This is a genomic window from Leucobacter sp. OH1287 (genome assembly GCF_003859945.1).
Lineage (GTDB): Bacteria > Actinomycetota > Actinomycetes > Actinomycetales > Microbacteriaceae > Canibacter.
In genome coordinates, this window is the sequence record NZ_RQYM01000002.1 from 41,541 (window position 1) to 59,527 (window position 17,987).

Annotated in this window: 18 protein-coding genes; all 18 read left to right on the plus strand. The window is 59.3% G+C overall.

The window, feature by feature from the left end; genetic code table 11:
- Positions 1-13 precede the first annotated feature (13 nt).
- Entirely contained in the window at positions 14-1,909 is a 1,896-nt protein-coding gene (locus tag EII30_RS01250) for a DUF5684 domain-containing protein (RefSeq protein WP_124885524.1), read from the plus strand.
- 12 nt (positions 1,910-1,921) lie between these two features.
- Positions 1,922-2,917, plus strand: coding sequence for a hypothetical protein (locus tag EII30_RS01255; RefSeq protein WP_124885525.1), 996 nt, complete (start codon positions 1,922-1,924; stop codon positions 2,915-2,917).
- Between the two features lie 165 nt (positions 2,918-3,082).
- Positions 3,083-3,583 (plus strand): YbjN domain-containing protein, encoded by a 501-nt coding sequence (locus EII30_RS01260; RefSeq protein ID WP_124885526.1) that lies wholly within the window; start codon positions 3,083-3,085, stop codon positions 3,581-3,583.
- 51 nt (positions 3,584-3,634) lie between these two features.
- A complete protein-coding gene (locus EII30_RS01265) occupies positions 3,635-5,497 on the plus strand; it encodes an HSP90 family protein (protein ID WP_199731533.1) in 1,863 nt (620 codons plus the stop codon).
- 23 nt (positions 5,498-5,520) lie between these two features.
- On the plus strand, positions 5,521-7,407 hold the full coding sequence (locus EII30_RS01270; protein WP_124885527.1) for a hypothetical protein: 1,887 nt from the start codon (positions 5,521-5,523) through the stop codon (positions 7,405-7,407).
- Between the two features lie 148 nt (positions 7,408-7,555).
- The gene (gene infA / locus EII30_RS01275; RefSeq protein ID WP_124885528.1) at positions 7,556-7,777 is read left to right on the plus strand and encodes a translation initiation factor IF-1; all 222 of its coding nucleotides are present in this window, start codon (positions 7,556-7,558) and stop codon (positions 7,775-7,777) included.
- A 67-nt stretch (positions 7,778-7,844) separates the two neighbouring features.
- Positions 7,845-7,958 carry a 50S ribosomal protein L36 gene (rpmJ, locus tag EII30_RS01280; protein ID WP_003998809.1) on the plus strand — a complete coding sequence of 38 codons (114 nt, stop codon included), beginning with the start codon at positions 7,845-7,847 and terminating at the stop codon, positions 7,956-7,958.
- Positions 7,959-8,103: 145 nt separating this feature from the next.
- Positions 8,104-8,472 carry a 30S ribosomal protein S13 gene (rpsM, locus tag EII30_RS01285; RefSeq protein ID WP_124885529.1) on the plus strand — a complete coding sequence of 123 codons (369 nt, stop codon included), beginning with the start codon at positions 8,104-8,106 and terminating at the stop codon, positions 8,470-8,472.
- A gap of 30 nt (positions 8,473-8,502) precedes the next feature.
- The gene (rpsK, locus tag EII30_RS01290; protein WP_124885530.1) at positions 8,503-8,901 is read left to right on the plus strand and encodes a 30S ribosomal protein S11; all 399 of its coding nucleotides are present in this window, start codon (positions 8,503-8,505) and stop codon (positions 8,899-8,901) included.
- A 99-nt stretch (positions 8,902-9,000) separates the two neighbouring features.
- Positions 9,001-9,984, plus strand: coding sequence for a DNA-directed RNA polymerase subunit alpha (locus EII30_RS01295; protein WP_124885531.1), 984 nt, complete (start codon positions 9,001-9,003; stop codon positions 9,982-9,984).
- Between the two features lie 22 nt (positions 9,985-10,006).
- Positions 10,007-10,531, plus strand: a complete 525-nt coding sequence (gene rplQ, locus EII30_RS01300; protein WP_124885532.1) for a 50S ribosomal protein L17 — start codon at positions 10,007-10,009, stop codon at positions 10,529-10,531.
- Positions 10,532-10,710: 179 nt separating this feature from the next.
- Positions 10,711-11,571, plus strand: coding sequence for a tRNA pseudouridine(38-40) synthase TruA (locus EII30_RS01305; protein WP_124885533.1), 861 nt, complete (start codon positions 10,711-10,713; stop codon positions 11,569-11,571).
- Positions 11,572-11,636: 65 nt separating this feature from the next.
- On the plus strand, positions 11,637-12,215 hold the full coding sequence (locus EII30_RS01310; protein ID WP_124885534.1) for a lipoprotein LpqH: 579 nt from the start codon (positions 11,637-11,639) through the stop codon (positions 12,213-12,215).
- 201 nt (positions 12,216-12,416) lie between these two features.
- Positions 12,417-13,748 (plus strand): MFS transporter, encoded by a 1,332-nt coding sequence (locus EII30_RS01315; RefSeq protein WP_124885535.1) that lies wholly within the window; start codon positions 12,417-12,419, stop codon positions 13,746-13,748.
- An 11-nt stretch (positions 13,749-13,759) separates the two neighbouring features.
- Positions 13,760-15,445: an amidohydrolase gene (locus tag EII30_RS01320; protein ID WP_233569229.1), complete on the plus strand. Its 1,686-nt coding sequence runs from the start codon at positions 13,760-13,762 to the stop codon at positions 15,443-15,445.
- A gap of 172 nt (positions 15,446-15,617) precedes the next feature.
- A complete protein-coding gene (gene rplM, locus EII30_RS01325) occupies positions 15,618-16,064 on the plus strand; it encodes a 50S ribosomal protein L13 (protein ID WP_124885536.1) in 447 nt (148 codons plus the stop codon).
- A 30-nt stretch (positions 16,065-16,094) separates the two neighbouring features.
- Complete coding sequence (rpsI, locus tag EII30_RS01330; protein WP_124885537.1) at positions 16,095-16,571, plus strand: 30S ribosomal protein S9; 477 nt, start codon at positions 16,095-16,097, stop codon at positions 16,569-16,571.
- A gap of 21 nt (positions 16,572-16,592) precedes the next feature.
- Entirely contained in the window at positions 16,593-17,942 is a 1,350-nt protein-coding gene (gene glmM / locus EII30_RS01335; protein WP_124885538.1) for a phosphoglucosamine mutase, read from the plus strand.
- The last annotated feature ends 45 nt before the right edge of the window (positions 17,943-17,987 follow it).

Genomic DNA, 17,987 nt, shown 5'->3' on the forward strand with positions numbered 1-17,987 from the left:
GTGTGGAGGAAATGTGCAGCTAACAACAATAATCGGGATTCTGTTTGGGAGCCTCGGTATAGCGCTGTACGTTTGGTATGCCCTCGCCCTCTCGAAACTGTTCCCGGTCTTCGGTATCGAAAACTGGAAGGGTTATATCCCGTTCTACAACACCGCGCTGCTTTTCAAGCTCGCGGCCTACAACCCGCTCTTTGTGCTGATCGGACTGGTGCCGTTTGTTGGTATTACCGCGGTCTGGGTTATTCAGGTGCTGGCGATGCGCAAACTCGCCTCGCACTACTGGCGTGACGACACCGAGACCCTGCTGCTCGCGATCTTCCTACCGCCGCTTTGGGTGCAGCGTTTCACCCAGGTGCTAACCGGCGCTGCAGGGGGTGGATCCAGGGCAAAGCAGCCGGCGCACGCCGCGCCGCAGGCAGCCGCCGCCGTCAACGGCGCTGGTTCGAACGGCGCTGTTGCAAACGGCGCTGCGCTGACCGACCCGCGGAGGAGCGGCGGTCCACAAACCCAAAAACCACAGGCTTCACCCCCTCACACCTCGGACTCAGAAGCCCCAGCTCAGCAGGTGAAAACCGGGCATCTGAACGGTTCACAGGCAGCGACCTCGCAGCCGAGCGCCGTTGCTGCTACTGTTGTATCATCTGGCAGTCCGCAAACCACCCCGCAGCCCGCAGCCGCGGGGTCGAGCACGGCGCCGTACCGCGCAAAGCGTGCGCAGTTTGATCCGCAAACAGAATTACTATCTCAATCGCAACCCCCGCAGGCCGCGGTAGCTCCCGCTGCGGCAGAAATTAGAAGGACAGGGCAGATGCAAAACACCAGCGACTCAGATAGCTTCGCAGACCAGTCGATGACCTCGTCAGACTCATCGCTGGTGATGTCAGTCGGTACCGCAGCGGTTGTTGAGGCACAGCTTGCGGCGCTTGACGCTGCAGCGCTCGCCGCAGAAACCGACCCAACCGGCACCTACACTCAGAGCCAACTGATTACTGACGCTGCCCCCGATGAGAGCCACAGCGTGGCTCGGGATGATGATGAGGGTGAGCACTCACACGTTGGTGACGTAGCAACCTCGCACATCGCTCCTGCTGCTCCTGCGCACGCCGCGGTGGATCCGGCAGCGGCCTCCAAGTCAGCTCCGGCCGCTTCTGGCCTGCGCGAGCCTAAGACCGTGACCGGTGAGAATGCGACCCCGGCGCACGCTGCACCGGAGCACGCCGCCTCGGAGCGCGCCGCTGATGAGGACGCTGAGCAGGCAGCAGCCGAGCTGGCCGCAGCTGAGCGTGCCGCAGACTACGCAGCTGCTGAGCAGGCAGCTGAGCGTGCCGCCGCCGAGGAAGCACTCGCGCGCGCCGCTGTTGCCGAGGAGGAGATTGACGACTCCGCTGTTGCCGGTGAGGCACCAGCCTCAGCCGCTGCCGCTGCGCCGATTTCGGCCGCCGCAGCGCTGGTTACCACTGTGCCGGTTGCGAGCGAACAGCACGCTGCTGTGCAGCAGGATGAGGCTGCGCAGGACGGTGACGGACTGTTCCACGAGCTTGACCACACCGACGACAGCACCGTGGTTGTGCCGCGCGAGGACGAACGCCCAGAGTGGGAGATTGTGCTCGCTGACGGCACCGCTTTCACCCTGCAGGGCGATGATATTGTGGTTGGCCGTGATCCTAAAACCGCTGGCGCGAAGCTGAAGCTGCCAGACGTTACAAAAACTCTCTCCCGCTCACACGCGCGTTTCACCTACGTTGAGTCGGAGGACAGCTGGCAGATCGAGGATCTTGGCTCACAGAACGGCACGGTTATCTACCCGCCGGGTGTTGTTGAGCACGAACTGACCGCGGGTGTGAAGGAGACAGCAACCTCCCAGATGCTGCTGGGCACCCTCCCGGTAACGCTGCGCCACAAAGACTAAGAGCGGCTCTGTATGCTTGCGCACGCAGAGTCTGCTGACGACACAACCCCGGGGTCGGACGACACCGTCTCCGTTGTGGACGAGACGGCGGACGAAACCGCTGATGTCGCCGACGAGACGATCGCTCCGGCTGATGAGACTGTCGCGCCGGTTGATGAGACGGTTGCTGTGGGGGATCTCACCGTACCGGTGTCGCGCTATTTCTTCTTCGCCGATGACCAGACCTCCCACGTCTCTGAAGACACCGTTTCGGTGCTCGATGAAACCATCGCGGTCGCCGATGAAACCATCGCGGTCGCCGATGAAACCATCGCGGTATCTGACGAGACGGTCGCGGTATCTGACGAGACGGTTGCAGTCTCGGATCTGACCGTTGCTGTTTCTGATGAAACCATCGCTGTCTTTGACGAGACCGTCGCCGCTCCCGGCAAACGGGCCGCCACCGCCGGGGTCAGCCAAAAAGCGAGCGACAAGGCCGAGTCTGACGCTGCCGAGCAGGCAGAGAGCGCCGCAGCAGACCGGGACGGCGGTGACACCGGATCCATTAGCGACGCCGATCACGGATCCATTAGCGACGTAGACCTGGGAGCGATCGACCGCAGCGGCTCCAGCAGCATGGACGATGACGAGTCGGACGACTTCACAACCGCAATGCCGAAGCGCGGCAACCTGCTGTCAACCGCGACACTGGAGAAGCGCTTCCGCGACAGCAACTCCGCAAAGGGCTCAACACTCGACGAACTCGCGGTGTTCTCTGCCCGCGATATTCCGGCGGTTTGGAGTGTGCGAGAGCTGGTTGACCTGGGAGGTGACAGCGCCGCAGCCGCAGCCCCGAAGCTTAGCCCGTTCCCCGAGATTAACGAGGGTCTGATCCCGCTGCAACAGCTGGAAGAACTGCCCGCGCGCAAAACCCCAGCACCGCTGCGTAGCCTGGTTATCGCGGGTCAGATCGCAATCACCGCGGTTGCCGGGCTGGGTATCTACTGGGTGCTGGGCGAGCTGCTTTAGCGGGCGGATCCACCCAGAACAACCCCAAACCTGATACACAATTCAGCACCAGCAACTATAGTTGAGAGTGGTACTGCCGAGCGTTCAGCCTGTGTGGTACCAAAGTGTCCCGACCACTTTATATGCTGATACCGTCAAGCTGTACAACAACAAGAAAGAAGTATCATGGGATTTTTTAGCAATTCAGACCCCGGTCTTACTCCACCCGCTGAGGAGCTCGCACCGGTTAGCTACGATCGGTTGAAGAGCGTGCTCGAGTCCCATGAGTGGAACTACTCGCAGCAGGAGGATGGTGCGCTCGTCGCTAACTGGGATCACGCACACCACTTCTTCCTGATTTTCGGTGAGAGTGACGAGATGTGTGCAATCCGTGGTATCTGGTCAAAGAAGCTGACCAACCCGGAGCGTTTCTCAGAGCTGCTGCTGCACATCAACGAGTGGAACAAGACTAAGCTCTTCCCAAAGGCTTACCTGCTCGATGATGACGAGCCAAGCGCGACGGTCGGGTTTGAGTGCGTAATAGACTATGAGTTTGGGGTCACCGAGAAGCAGCTTGACCTGCTGGTGCGGCAGACCCTGGTGACCGGCCACCAGCTCTGTGAGCAGCTGGACGGGGCATTCCCCGACGCTGTTTCACAGATCGAAGAGCCTAAAGAACAGAGCTAGGGTCTAAACAAACCCGAATCGTAAAACAACAACCAAACAACTGGAGTTAGTGTGACTACTGAAACCGAGCTGACCGCGGCTGGTCGTGAGCGATTCCAGGTTGATCTGTCGGGAATGATCGACCTGCTATCAAAGCACCTCTACTCTGGCCCGCAGGTCTATATTAGAGAGCTGCTGCAGAACGGTGTTGACGCGATCACCGCTCGCAGAGCACTCGAACCAGACTGCGCAGCGCAGGTGCGGCTTTCCGTTGACGAGTCAGGTGAGCTGCCGGTTCTGACAATGTTTGACACCGGGATCGGGCTAACCGCCGACGAGGCGAGGTCACTGCTCGCAACAATCGGTCGCTCCTCCAAAAAAGACGCAGACCTCGGGGTCGGCCGCGCCGAGTATCTCGGCCAGTTCGGCATTGGTCTGCTGTCGGCGTTCCTGGTTGCAGACAAGATCGAGGTTTGGTCTAAGAGCGTTAAGGGCGGGCCGGCGATTCACTGGGTTGGCGAGTCGGAGGGCACCTTCGCGGTTTCAGAGCTCTCCGACAGTGAGATCCCGGAGGGGATTAAAGACGGCGGCACAATGGTGCGGCTCGGTGGCCGCTACGACAGCTCACAGTGGGTTTCGTTCCAGACCGTGAAACGCCTCACCGAAGAGTATGGCTCAATGTTGCCGCTAGAGGTGCTGCTAGAAACACCGGTCGGGGAGAACGACAAAATCTGGTCGCGCGTTACCGTGCCGGCCCTGCCGTGGAAGCAGGAATACCCAGACCAGCAGACCCGCAAACGGGCGCTGTCACAGCACTGCGAAAAGGTTTTCGGGATCACCCCGCTCGATGTTATTGACCTGAGCGTGCCAGCGCTCGGCATCACCGGTGCGGCGTTTGTGCTCCCGCAGGCGGTGGCTCCGGGATCCGGCCAGCACCACGTCTACCTGAAGCAGATGCTGCTCGGCGCCAGAATCGAGAACATCCTGCCAGACTGGGCGTTCTTTGTGCGCGCAATTATTGACACCGACAGTCTGCACCCAACCGCCAGCCGTGAGCAGCTGCACGAGGATCAGTCACTGCTGATCGCGCGTGAGACCATGGGTGAGCAGTTGAAGGCGTGGATCACGTCAACCCTCAGCGAGTACAACTCACTGTCGCGCAACTTCGTGCAGGCGCACAACCTGGCGTTGCGCGCCGCGGCTGTCACCGACACCGCGCTGCTTGAGCTTGTCGCAAAAACTATGCCGTATGAGACAACGCTTGGGCTTTTGACGCTGGAGGAGGCTCGCAAAGACGGGCAGCTGCTCTACGCAACAACGGTTGAGGCATATCGGCGGATCTCGAACGTCGCCAGGGTCGCAGGTATCTGCGTTGTTAACGCGGGCTACGCCTACGACACCGAACTGATCCAAAAGCTCGCGCTGAAACCGGACTGGTCGGCGCGCGAGCTGCAGGTTGAAGACATCACCAAGGTGCTAGAAACCCCGTCGGCGGAGCGTGAGTTGGCAACCGCCGCAGCGATCTCGGACGCGAGACAGCTGCTCGCAGACTCTGACAGTGATGTTCTGCTGCGCAACTTTGAGCCGGCAACACTGCCCGCGGTTGTGCTGCTCGACCCAGACAAGCTGCACAAGGAGCGCCTCAACGAACAGCTAGAACAGGAAGACGATATGTGGTCTGGGCTGTTAGAGAGTATCTCGCTCGACGGCACAACCAGGTCACGCACGCTCGTGCTCAACGACCAGTCAAGTGTTATCCGCCAGCTGCTCAGCTCACCCTCGGCAGAACTGTTTAACGCGGGTCTGATCGCTGTGTTCCTGTCCGCTGTCTCACAGTCGGGGGAGTACCTGCACGAGCACGAGGCGGAGGCACTCGGATCCTCCCTGGAGCTGCTTATGCAGGCCGCATTCACAAACGAAAAATACCAGTCATAGGCTAGATAGTCCGAAGAGGTCTCGTGGCAGATAGCAAAATACACGAACTACACCAGCTGAAACAGTGGCCGTTTGGGCGAGCAAGAACCGCGGCTACTGAGCAGGTTGTTGCCAAAATCGAGCAGGAAGGCCCCGAGCATGAACTGCCGATCGCACTGCTAAACCTCGTAGAAGCCTACGAGTTCAGCGACAACGGCCGCAAATCAATTGTTGCCTTCGCGAAAATCCTGCGACTCTGGGACACCAAACCAGAACTGTTTGACAGCGATGACGAACAGCTGATGTTCTGGCAGTACAAGTGGATAGCTGACGCGGTCTACCTCTATCCGGAGGTGACACTCGAACAGGGCAAAGCGTTCCTCGACGACATGTACCGCCGCTTCAACGCTGCGGCCAAGGGTGTGCGAGCCCCGCTCGTCGCCAAGTTCGCCTGGGTTTCTGCAACCGGCTGCGGCGACCTGGAAGCGGCAAGACTCGCCTGGGCGAGCTCCCCGAGCGACGAATACGACGACTGCGCCGCCTGCCAGGTGGGTATGCAGGTGATCCACTATGCGAGCCGAAAAGAATGGCAGCGGGTGCTGGATGTTGCCGCGACAATGCGTGAGGGCTGCAACATCGAACCGGTAAACACCCACCACGCCTGTATGCTCGCGGCAATGCAGCTCGGCGATGTGAAAGCCGCAACCAAGTATTTTGAACTGGCAATCACCGGGCTGGAAGACAGCCTCAGCGGCGACGGCTTCAAAGGGATCCGCGCAACCATGCTGGAGGCGCTAGCGCTCGGAGGAGCAGACCGCACCTTCCGACAGCACCTTGTTGAGCGAGACTCCGAGCACCTGCGCGGCCTCACCGAAAAACTCTCTGACCTCCGGTTCGCGCAGAGCCTGCTAACCTCGCTTGTGCTGCTCGGCGGAAACGGCGAAAACGCCGAAACCCGCACCGGCTTTAGCGAACCCGAGTGGGAAACCTACGGCAAACTCTTCAACTACCTTAACGAGTTCGTCGAAAAACTGAGCAAGCGCTTCGACGACCGCAACGGCAACAACCGCTACACGGAACGCTACCGCAAGTCGCTGCAGGTTAAACAGGTTGACGCGAAACTCGACGACGACTACCTCTACAACTACGGCCGCGCCCTGAAAACCGGCTCCGCCGTGCCCGCCTCCGCGCCCGCTTCCGGCTCCGCCGATGCTGCCCGGGTGGATCACACTGGCACCGTGCCGACCGACTCCGCCGCCGTAAGCACCCCCGCCGTAAGCGCCCCCGCCGAGGGCGCTCCCGCAACGGCAGCCCCGAGCGGTGCCGCTGCCGCCGGGACTGGCTCTCACGAGGGTGCTGCCGGATCCACCCCCGCGCCCGCGGTTAGTGAGTGTGACCAGGCGCTGCTGCACGCGGAGCGACTCAGTATCGAGCTGAAGAGCCAGCCGATCGCCGTGAAGAACGCCTACCTGCAGGGCGCCGAACTGGCGCTGCACGAGAACCGGCTCGACCGCGCAGGCGCCGCCTACGCCGAGGCTGCCCAGTGGGCTGTGATCGCGGGTGAGAGTGATGTTGCGAGCACCCTGTTTGCTAAGTCCATCGACTTCCTCAGCGCCGGTGGTGGATCCATGACGATGCAGGCGATGATTATGCAGGCGTGGCAGCAGCTCAGCAGCAACCTGTCAGACATTGCTCTCTACCAGAAATACAATGACCGACTGCTTGCGCAGCTGACGGAGGCGCTTGAACAGGAGATGCTGCTGCGGCGCTCCGGTTACACCCACACCGACCTGATGGCGATCCGCGAGGCGGGCAGAACCGCCGAGCTAATCCCCGGTGCGTCAGACGACGCGAAGCTGATCGGCAAGGCAGCGTTCACCGACTACAGTGAGGCGTTTAAGCGTCTGACCGGGAAATACTGGGACGGCTAATACCACAGCCAGCACCCCCGGTTAGACAAAACACCGTCTTTCAGGTTAATATAGTTATTTGGTGCTTTGTCTGCGCTGCCTTTTTTTGGTTGCGTTGTCACAGCATTCGCATGAGTAGAGCTCAAATAGCGAAGCAAAAGTTGAGGATATGGCTAAAAAAGAAGGCGTAATTGAGATGGAAGGCCGCGTTATCGAGGCCTTGCGCAATGCTCAGTTCCGAGTGGAGCTGACAAACGGGCACGTTGTGCTCGCGCAGATCTCAGGCAAGATGCGTAAAAACTACATTAGAATCCTGCCGGAAGACAGGGTTGTGGTTGAGCTGACCCCGTATGACCTGACACGCGGTCGTATCAGCTACCGCTACAAGTAAGAGCTCTGCAAAGTAACGACTTGCGGCATCCCGCAAGTACGAGGACAGCGATTAAGAAAGACACATCATGAAGGTAAAACCGAGCGTTAAGAAGATCTGCGACAAGTGCAGGGTGATCCGTCGCCACGGTCGAGTCATGGTGATTTGCGAGAACCCACGCCACAAGCAGCGTCAGGGCTAAAACCCCGACGCTAAGGTTCTTGCAACACTGTAACTAAATAAGAAATCAGCGTATCGAAGTACCCGGCTTGCTGGGGAACACCTTGAGACGGAGGCTCAGGCACCCGATACGCTCCACACCTCCGCATACAACAAGGAGAAGCCTTATGGCACGTCTCGCCGGAGTCGATATTCCACGCGAAAAACGCGTTGAGATTGCACTCACCTACATCTATGGCGTTGGGCGCACCCGCGCTCTGAAAACACTCGCTGATACCGGCATCGACGGTAACACCCGAGTGAAGGATCTGAACGACGATCAGCTCGTTGCTCTGCGTGACTACATTGAGGGTAACTTCAAGGTAGAGGGTGACCTGCGTCGTGAGGTTGCAGCAGATATTCGCCGCAAAGTTGAAATTGGAAGCTACCAGGGTCTGCGTCACCGCAAGGGCCTGCCAGTTCATGGTCAGCGCACCAAGACTAACGCTCGTACCCGTAAGGGCCCGAAGCGCACCGTTGCTGGTAAGAAGAAGTAACCGATTTAAAGAAGCTTTCAGGAGAATTTCATGGCTGCACCAAAGGCTGGCGCTCGGAAACCGCGCCGCAAAGACAAAAAGAATGTTGTTGCCGGCCAGGCACACATCAAATCAACTTTTAACAACACCATTGTTTCTATTACCGACTCAACCGGCGCAGTAATCAGCTGGGCATCATCCGGTGGAGTAGGTTTTAAGGGATCACGTAAGTCAACCCCGTTCGCTGCGCAGCTGGCTGCCGAGAGCGCTGCTAAGAAGGCGCAGGAGCACGGCATGAAGAAGGTTGACATTTTCGTTAAAGGGCCAGGATCAGGTCGCGAGACCGCGATCCGTTCGCTCCAGGCCGCAGGTCTTGAGGTTGGTTCAATCACTGACGTAACCCCACAGGCTCACAACGGCTGCCGTCCACCTAAGCGCCGCCGCGTCTAAGGTGAGCACAAGATGCGAGTGCTAAACCCGCATCTCTCTTTCTAACCCTGTTAAACGCATGAGTCATATAGTGGACTCTGACGCGAGAGGAAATAACCCGTGCTCATCGCACAGCGACCAACACTTACTGAAGATGTAATATCTGAGTACCGTTCGCGCTTTGTTATCGAACCGCTGGAGCCAGGCTTCGGCTACACCCTCGGTAACTCGCTGCGCCGGACCCTGCTCTCTTCAATCCCCGGAGCGGCTGTTACCAGCGTTCGCTTCGAGGGCGTAGCACACGAGTTTACAACCATTCCTGGCGTTGTTGAGGACGTTACCGAAATCATCCTCAACATTAAGGATCTGGTTATCTCGAGTGAGAATGACGAGCCGATCACTGCCTACCTGCGCAAGAACAGCGCCGGAGAGGTTACCGCGGCAGACATCTCTGCACCGCAGGATGTCGAGATCCACAACCCAGAACTCGTTATCGCAACCCTTGGTGAGGGAGCTCAGATTGAGCTTGACCTGACCATCGAGCGCGGTCGTGGCTATGTTTCTGCGCAGCAGAACCGCAACGAGGACGCAGAGGTTGGGCGGATTCCGGTGGACTCAATCTACTCACCGGTTTTGAAGGTGACATACAAGGTTGAGGCAACCCGTGCTGGGGAGCGCACCGACTTTGATCGTCTCATTGTTGACGTAGAAACCAAGCCAGCAATCACCCCGCGCGACGCGATTGCGTCAGCTGGATCTACGCTGGTTGAGCTGTTCGGTCTTGCCCGTGAACTCAACACCGCCGCAGAGGGTGTTGAAATCGGTCAGGCACCTATTGAGGCAGTTGCTGACAGCGAGCTCGCTATTCCTATCGAGGATCTTGATCTCTCGGTACGCAGCTACAACTGCCTGAAGCGTGAGGGAATCAATACGGTTAGCGAACTTGTTGCACTCTCAGAGGCACAGCTGATGAACATCCGAAACTTCGGACAGAAGTCAGTGTTTGAGGTGCGCGACAAGCTGATCGAGATGGGTCTGTCACTCAAGGATGCCGTTCCAGGCTTCGACGGAACTAACTTCTACAGCTACGAAGAAGACAACTAAAGATTTTTTGGAGTAACACAAAATGCCAAGACCAAACAAAGGCCCACGCCTCGGAGGTGGCCCAACCCACGAGCGTCTGATGCTCAACCAGATGGCTGCGCAGCTCTTCGAGCACAAGCGGATCCAGACAACCGAGACCAAAGCAAAGCGTCTGCAGCCGGTGGCTGAGCGCCTGGTAACCTTCGCAAAGCGCGGTGACCTGCACGCTCGCCGTCGCGTAATGCGCCAGATCCTCGACAAGTCAGTAGTGCACGAGCTCTTCACCGAGATCGCACCACTAGTAGAGGAGCGCGAGGGCGGCTACACCCGCATCATCAAAACCGGTTTCCGCAAGGGCGACAACGCACCAATGGCGGTAATCGAGCTCGTACTCGAGCCAGTTACCAAGAAGCAGCGTGCCGCAAAGCCAGCTGCGGAAGAGGTTGCTGCTGAGGAGCCAGCTGCTGAGGAAACTCCAGCTGAGGAAGCTCCAGCAGAAGAGGTGACTGAAGATGCTGCTGCTGAGGAAGCACCAGCTGAGGAAGCTGCTGAGGAGAAGGCTGAGTAGTCAGCGCTCGTAAGTAACTTTACCCTGATGTAGCCCCGGCGTAATCGCCGGGGCTACATTCATTTGCGGGAAACGCTGCTGTCTAAACACTGGCAGAAGCAGTAGCTGACCGCACTAGCTGGGGGAAACCCAGCGAAAACCGGGTGCGGCTAATAAGCACTTCGCTAGGATAGAAACCTATGGACTCACAGCGCTTAAAACTCGTGCTCGGCTATGACGGCACCGCCTTTCACGGCTGGGCTGAACAGCCTGGTTTGCGGACGGTGCAGACGGAGCTGCAGGCGGCAATTGACACCCTGCTGCGGCGCCCGGCGGGAACAACCAGGCTAACCGTTGGCGGCCGCACCGACGCCGGTGTGCACGCACGCGGTCAGGTTGCGCACTTTGATGTGACCGGTGAAGAGTATGCGAAACTGCTTGGACGAGCAGCGGGCAGCGAGGCGGAGCTTGCCTATGCCCGCGCCCGCAAAATAAACGGGGTTCTACACCGTGCGGGAGCAAACGATGTGGCGGTGTCGGCGGTAACTCCGGCGCCACAGGAATTTGATGCCCGATTTGGCGCGATCCACCGCCGATATGAGTACCGCCTAAAGCACGGCTATATTGACCCGCTGCAACGTTTTTATACCGCGCAGGTGAAGCGGCCGATTGATTTTACGGTGCTGCAGCAGGTGAGCGGTGAGCTGACTGGGCTGAGAGATTTCACAACCTTTTGTAAAGCCAGGGAGGGGGCAACCGCTGTGCGAAACCTCACCCATTTCGAGTGGCGTGAACTGGCTGACGGCACCTGTGTTGCCAGGATTAAGGCGGACGCATTCTGCCACAGCATGGTGAGGGCGCTGGTTGGTGGGGCGGTTGCGGCGGCGACGGGGCGGATCCGCCCAGCAGAGCTGGCGGAGCTGGCAGACCTGCGAGAGCGTTCCACGCGGTTTGCGGTGATGCCGGCATTGGGGTTGAGCCTGGAAGAGATCGCGTATCCGCCGGACAAGGAATTGGCTGCACGGGCGCAGCAGACCCGGGCGAGACGCGAAGCAGTTTAAACAACCTGCCAGGGTAATCGCTGGTTTTTAGTGCCCGTCAGGGTTATATCAACTAGAATAGAAGCATGAACATCAACCTTGCTAAACCCAAAGCTTTTATTGCGGTGCTTGTCTGCGGTGCGGCGGTGACGTTGACCGGCTGTGTGGGTGTTGACGACATTGTGAACGACGCTTTCGTTGATGCCGCGCAAGATCTCTCGGCCGAGGGTGATGCGAGCGCAGACAAGGCGCTCGCGGACGCTAAAAACGTGGTTGAAGATACTGTGAAGGTTGGTGGATCCGCAAGCGCGACCGTTGACGGTAAAACCGTTGAGTTGGGTGACGCAGTTGTGACCTGTGCGGTGTCAGGTGAGCAGATTAACATCGGGATTGTTGGTAAAGACGGCGGTTCCTTTTTGCCCGGCGGCATTGGTGCGGTGCTAAAGGGCGGTAAGGTTGAATCCGTGGGGATTGCAACGGCTGACTTCAGTAATAATGTGGCGTTTAAGGAGTCAGGTGGTGTGGGCAAAGCCCAGGTTGAGGTTAACGGTAAAACCTATCGCATCTTTGGCGAGGGAGCGACAACCGCGATAGACACAAGTGATCCGCTTAAGGCAATAAACTCGCTGACCGTGCCGTTTGAGCTGATCGTCACCTGCCCATAGCGGAGTGAGGTTGGGTGGTGAAGACTCTGACGGCTGCGGGCAACCGTGAAGTCAGCTGCTGCGGCCTGCGATAAGCCAGCAGCGGAACTGTGCAAATGCACTGTGTCGCCCGCGAAACTGGTTGAAAATACCCAACGCGCGAGCCTTGAAACCGTGCCATTCTGTATCACAAGGTACTGAATCCTGTGATCGGAGTGGATAATGTCAGAATCAACCTCAACCTATGCAATCGAGTACGGCACAACGCAGAAACTCAGCACGGCAGACGCAAACCGGGTCGCGGTCGGCGCCCTCATCGGAACCGCTATGGAGTGGTACGACTTCTTCCTGTTTAGTGCCGCCGCGGCGATTGTTTTTAATGTTCAGTTCTTCGCTAGCGAAAACGCCACCGCTGCAGCGCTTGCCTCGTTTGCAACATTCGGTGTTGGACTCGCGGCAAGACCAATCGGTGGCCTAATCTTCGGTCACCTCGGCGATAAAATCGGTCGCCGGAAAACCCTGATGATCACAATCGTCGGAATCGGCGCTGTCACCGGCATGATCGGCCTGCTGCCAACCTACGCGGCGATAGGCATCGCGGCACCGATTCTGCTGGTGCTTTTGCGTATCGCACAGGGGCTGTTCGTCGGCGGTGAATGGTCGGGTGCGATGACGATTGTGGTTGAGAACGCGCCGCTCCACCGCCGCTCCATTTACGCGGCCATCCCACAAATAGGCTCCCCAATCGGCACAATCCTCTCGTCAGGTGGCTTCTTTCTGCTGAGTCTCTGGCTCACCAAAGACAGCTTCGATGCCTGGGGCTGGCGGATCCCGTTCCTGATCGCGATCCCGATGCTGCTGATCGCTCTCTACATCAGGTCGAAGCTGGATGAGTCACCGGTGTTTGAGGAGCTGCAGCAGCAGGGAGCAACCGAGAAAAGTCCGATCCTGGCGACCGTCACCGGCTACTGGAAGCACATTATTATCGGAATGGCCGCGGGTCTGCTCGGCATCGGCGGCTTCTACCTGGTGACCGCTTTTGTTGTCTGGTACGGCGTTAACACACTCGAGTACAGCAGGGAACTGATGCTGCTCGGCGGTATAGTCGCGGCGGTTGTTGAGATCCCGGTTTTGGTGATCGCCGGATACGCGGGCGCGAAATATGGTGCCTCACGGATTATCCTCTGGGGAGGCATTGTTTCGGCGCTGCTCGCTTACCCCTGCTTCCTGCTCATCGAGTCAGCAAACCCGTTGTTCGTTGTCGCCGGTATGACCATCGCGGTTGCCGCACTGTCAGTGCCATACGCGGTTTCTGGAACCGTGCTCACCGGACTATTCCCGGCACGCACCCGCTACACCGGTGTTGGGCTCGCACAAAACATTGCGGGCATGGTTTCCGGGTTTATCCCGTTGATGGCAACGGGTTTCGTCGCTTCGGCAGCAAACCACTGGTGGCCGGCGGCCGCAATGCTGGTTTTCCTGTCACTGTTTACCGCCGCATCAGCGCTCATCTCACCGCGGCTGAGTGTGAAACTGCCCGGCTTTAAACACTAGGGAGTTTAGCCGTGTTGGATCTGTTGGTTTACGCAAAAGAGATCATAACCCTCGACAGTGAGCGGCAGAGCGCCTCCGTGATGGGAGTGTTTGCGGGAAAAATCGTCGGCTTTGACGAGGATGTTACGCAGCTGCCCGCGGCGCAGGAGCTCGACTTTGGTGACGCCGTTATCACGCCCGGTTTCATCGACTCGCACTGCCACGCAACCTGGTGGGGGCTCGGTCTAAACGCGATCCAGCTGGACACCGCTCGCGGCCTCACCAAGCTCTACGACATGATCGCTGAAGCGGCAGCGCAGCTCCCTGACAGCGGCGAGGTGTGGATCCACGGCACCGGATTTAATCAGAAGCATCACGGCGGATCCTTCCCCGACATCGGTGTGCTCGACAAAATCACCGGTCAGCGGCGGCTGTATCTGCGTCACACCTCCGGGCACGCGGCAATCACCAACACCGCGACGCTGCAACGGCTCGGCGCACTAGATCCCGGTTTTGTAGACCCGGTCGGTGGCTGGATAGTGCGAGACGGTGACGGCAACCCGACCGGGCTGGTTGAGGAGTCAGCGCAGGGACTACTGCAGGCAATGCTGCTGCCGTACCCAACCAGTGAGATAACGGCGGCGCTGGAGAGCGCAACCGCGCGGTTTGCGGCGCGAGGCATAACCAGTTTCGTTGAGGCGGGTGTTGGCGGCGGGTGGATCGGCCACAGTCCGATCGAGGTTGCCGCCTATCTGCGGGCAGCAAACACGGCGAGGCTGAAAGCGCGAGCGATTGTGATGCCAGCGATCGACTCGCTCGAACAGCTGCGCGGTGCAGACCAGGATTTTTGTGGCGAGGGATCCGGCCTCGGCGTCGGCCTCGGCATCGGCTTCGGGTTCGGCACCGAGACGGTGCGGCTCGGGCACGTAAAAGCGTTTATGGACGGCTCACTGCTCGGCGAGACCGCCGCGGTAACAGCGGAGTATTGCCAGCACCATACGAAGCACCAGGGCTCTGGCGGATCCACCCACCCCCAAACAGCGGGGGTTAGGGCGGGGTACCTGCTTGACACCCCGGAAAACTACCGCGAGGCGGTCCGTGCTGTCTACCGCGGTGGCTGGCCGGTCGCCTTGCACGCGATCGGGGACGCCGCAATTGATCTGGCGCTGGAGCTGATCGCGCAGTGCCAAACAGACTACGGTAAACAGGCGGCGCCGAACCGGATCGAACACTTCGGGATTGCCCGACCCGATCAGGTTGCGCTCGCCGCCCAGCTCGGGATTGCGGTGACACCGCAGGCCGGGTTTATTGGTCCGCTCGGGGACCAGTTTATGGCGAAGCTCGGGCCCGAACGGCAGTCGTGGATCTATCGGGGGCAGAGCATCGTCGACGCGGGCGCAATTTTGGCTGGGTCAAGTGACCTGCCGGTTGCCGACAACAACATTCTGCGGGCGATGCAGTCCGCCGTTGACCGCCGCACCGAGAGCGGCGCGAAGCTCGCACCCGCCGAGGCGCTGAGCCCGCTTGATGCGCTGCGCAGCTACACCTGCTGGGCCGCCAGGGCGAACGGGGTTGCTGATCAGCGCGGCACCCTGCGGCGCGGCTGCAACGCAGACTTCGTGGTTTTGAGCGGATCCCCGCTGACCGCCGAAAATATTGCCGAGCTGCGGGTGCTCGCAACCTATCTCGGCGGTGAGTGCAGCTTCAGCGCAGAGTAGACGGGGAAGCCCCGGCGCGATTGTTGTGTCCGCAGATTCTGTGGTAGATTAGATATTTGGTGCGCATCAGACGCGCACCCGAATGTGAGCCCTCCACAGTCGCCAGCGCTTAGCGAAGCGGCACGGAGCGGGATCCACGAACGACTCCATTTCGACAGAAAGCAGCACTAGAGTGACTCGTACATACTCACCGAAGGCAGCTGACCAGCAGCATGACTGGCTCGTTATCGACGCCACCGATGTTGTGCTTGGTCGGCTTGCAGCACAGGCCGCAGCTCTGCTCCGCGGCAAGCACAAAACCACCTTTGCCCCTCACATGGACATGGGTGACCACGTAATCATTATCAACGCAGACAAGGTTGTGCTTACCAACGGTAAGGCAGCCAAGAAGCTTGCTTACCGCCACTCAGGTTACCCAGGTGGCCTGCGTGCAACCAGCTACACTGAGCTGCTTGAGAAGAACCCAGAGCGCGCAGTTGAGAAGGCGATCCGCGGTATGCTGCCAAAGAACTCACTTGGTCGCGACCAGTTCCGTAAGCTCAAGGTTTACGCAGGTGCTGAGCACCCACACGCTGCACAGCAGCCAACCGTTTACAAAATCGATCAGGTCGCACAGTAACGGCCCCGGTAAGCAGAGTAAGGACTTAAAGTGACCGAAGAGAATGTAGCAGTAGAGAGCTACACAACCGAAACACCAGCTGCTGCTCAGCAGAGCTCAGCACCACGCGCAGCGCTCACCGTTCCGGGAGCAGCCGTGGGTCGTCGCAAGCAGGCTGTTGCGCGCGTGCGTCTCGTACCGGGCAATGGCACCATCACCGTTAACGGTCGTGAGTTTGCAGACTACTTCCCAAACAAGCTGCACCAGCAGCTGATCACCGATCCGTTCACCGTGCTTGAGCTCGGTGGCGCATACGATGTGACCGCTCGCATCGACGGCGGTGGCCCATCAGGTCAGGCTGGCGCGCTGCGTCTCGCGATCGCTCGTGCACTCAACGAGATCGACGCAGAGCACAACCGCCCAACCCTCAAGAAGGCAGGGTTCCTCAGCCGCGACGCTCGTATTAAAGAGCGTAAGAAGGCTGGTCTGAAAAAGGCTCGCAAGGCACCACAGTACTCAAAGCGTTAATCGGCGGAGAGACACAATACTATGGCACGCCTGTTTGGCACGGACGGGGTTCGGGGTCTAGCCGGGGTAGATGTTACCGCTGAGCTGGCCTTGAACCTCGCCAAGGCTGCGGCTTTCGTTCTCGGGCGCGATGCTCGGGGCGGAAGCCGCAGGGCCACGGCTGTTGTTGCGAGGGATCCTCGAATCTCTGGCGAGTTTATTGCAGCGGCCGTTAGTGCAGGGCTCGCGAGCGCGGGCGTTGACGTGTTAGACGCGGGCGTTCTTCCCACCCCCGCAGCGGCGTATTTGGTCGCCGACACAAAATCAGACTTCGGTGTGATGATCAGCGCATCACACAACCCGGCAGCGGACAACGGCATTAAGTTCTTTGCCGCCGGCGGAAAAAAACTACAGGACGACATCCAGGACGAGATCGAGGCCGCAATGCAGCGGCCACTGGCGGGCACCACCGGTCGTGAGGTGGGGCGGATCCGTCGCTTCTCCGACGCGGAGGATCGGTACCTGGTGCACCTGCTCGGCACACTCGAGGGTCAGAGCCTGAAGGGCCTGCACGTTGTTCTCGACTGTGCGCACGGCGCAGCCGCGGGCATCTCACCCGACGCGTTCAGTGACGCGGGGGCAAAGGTTACGGTTATCGGTAACGACCCTGACGGATTCAACATTAACGACGGCATCGGTTCAACCCACCTGGGTCCGCTGCAGCGGGCGGTTGTTGAGCACGGCGCTGACCTCGGAATCGCCCACGACGGTGACGCGGATCGCTGCCTCGCCGTTGACAGCAACGGTAGCATTGTTGACGGGGATAAAATTATGGCGATCCTCGCGCTGTCAATGCAAAACCGCGGCAAACTCGACAAGCACACACTCGTCGCAACCGTCATGAGCAACCTCGGTTTGAAGCTTGCGATGGCGGACCAGGGCATCGACGTTGTTGAAACAGCGGTCGGTGATCGCTACGTGCTGGAGGCGCTAAACGCCGGTTCCTACTCGCTCGGCGGTGAGCAGTCCGGCCACGTGATTATGAGCGATTACGCAACAACCGGTGACGGTATCCTCACCGGTTTGCACATTGCCGCTGAGGTTGTTCGCAGCGGTAAATCGCTCGCCGAACTGAGCGAGTGCATGCGTGTTTACCCGCAGGTGCTCGTGAACGTCACCGATGTTGACCGCAGCCGCGTCCACAGTGACGAGGTTGTTGAACAGGCTGTGCACCAGGCGGAGCTCGCGCTGGGCGGCAACGGCCGGGTGCTCTTGCGTCCGAGCGGAACCGAGCCAGTGGTCAGAATCATGGTTGAGGCAGCAGAGCCACAGCAGGCTGAGGAGCTTGCCAACGATCTCGCGGCGGTTGTCTCTAGCCGCCTAGCTATCTAACGCTAACCTCTACCTACCTTAGGGCTTTATAGCTGGTCAGGATTG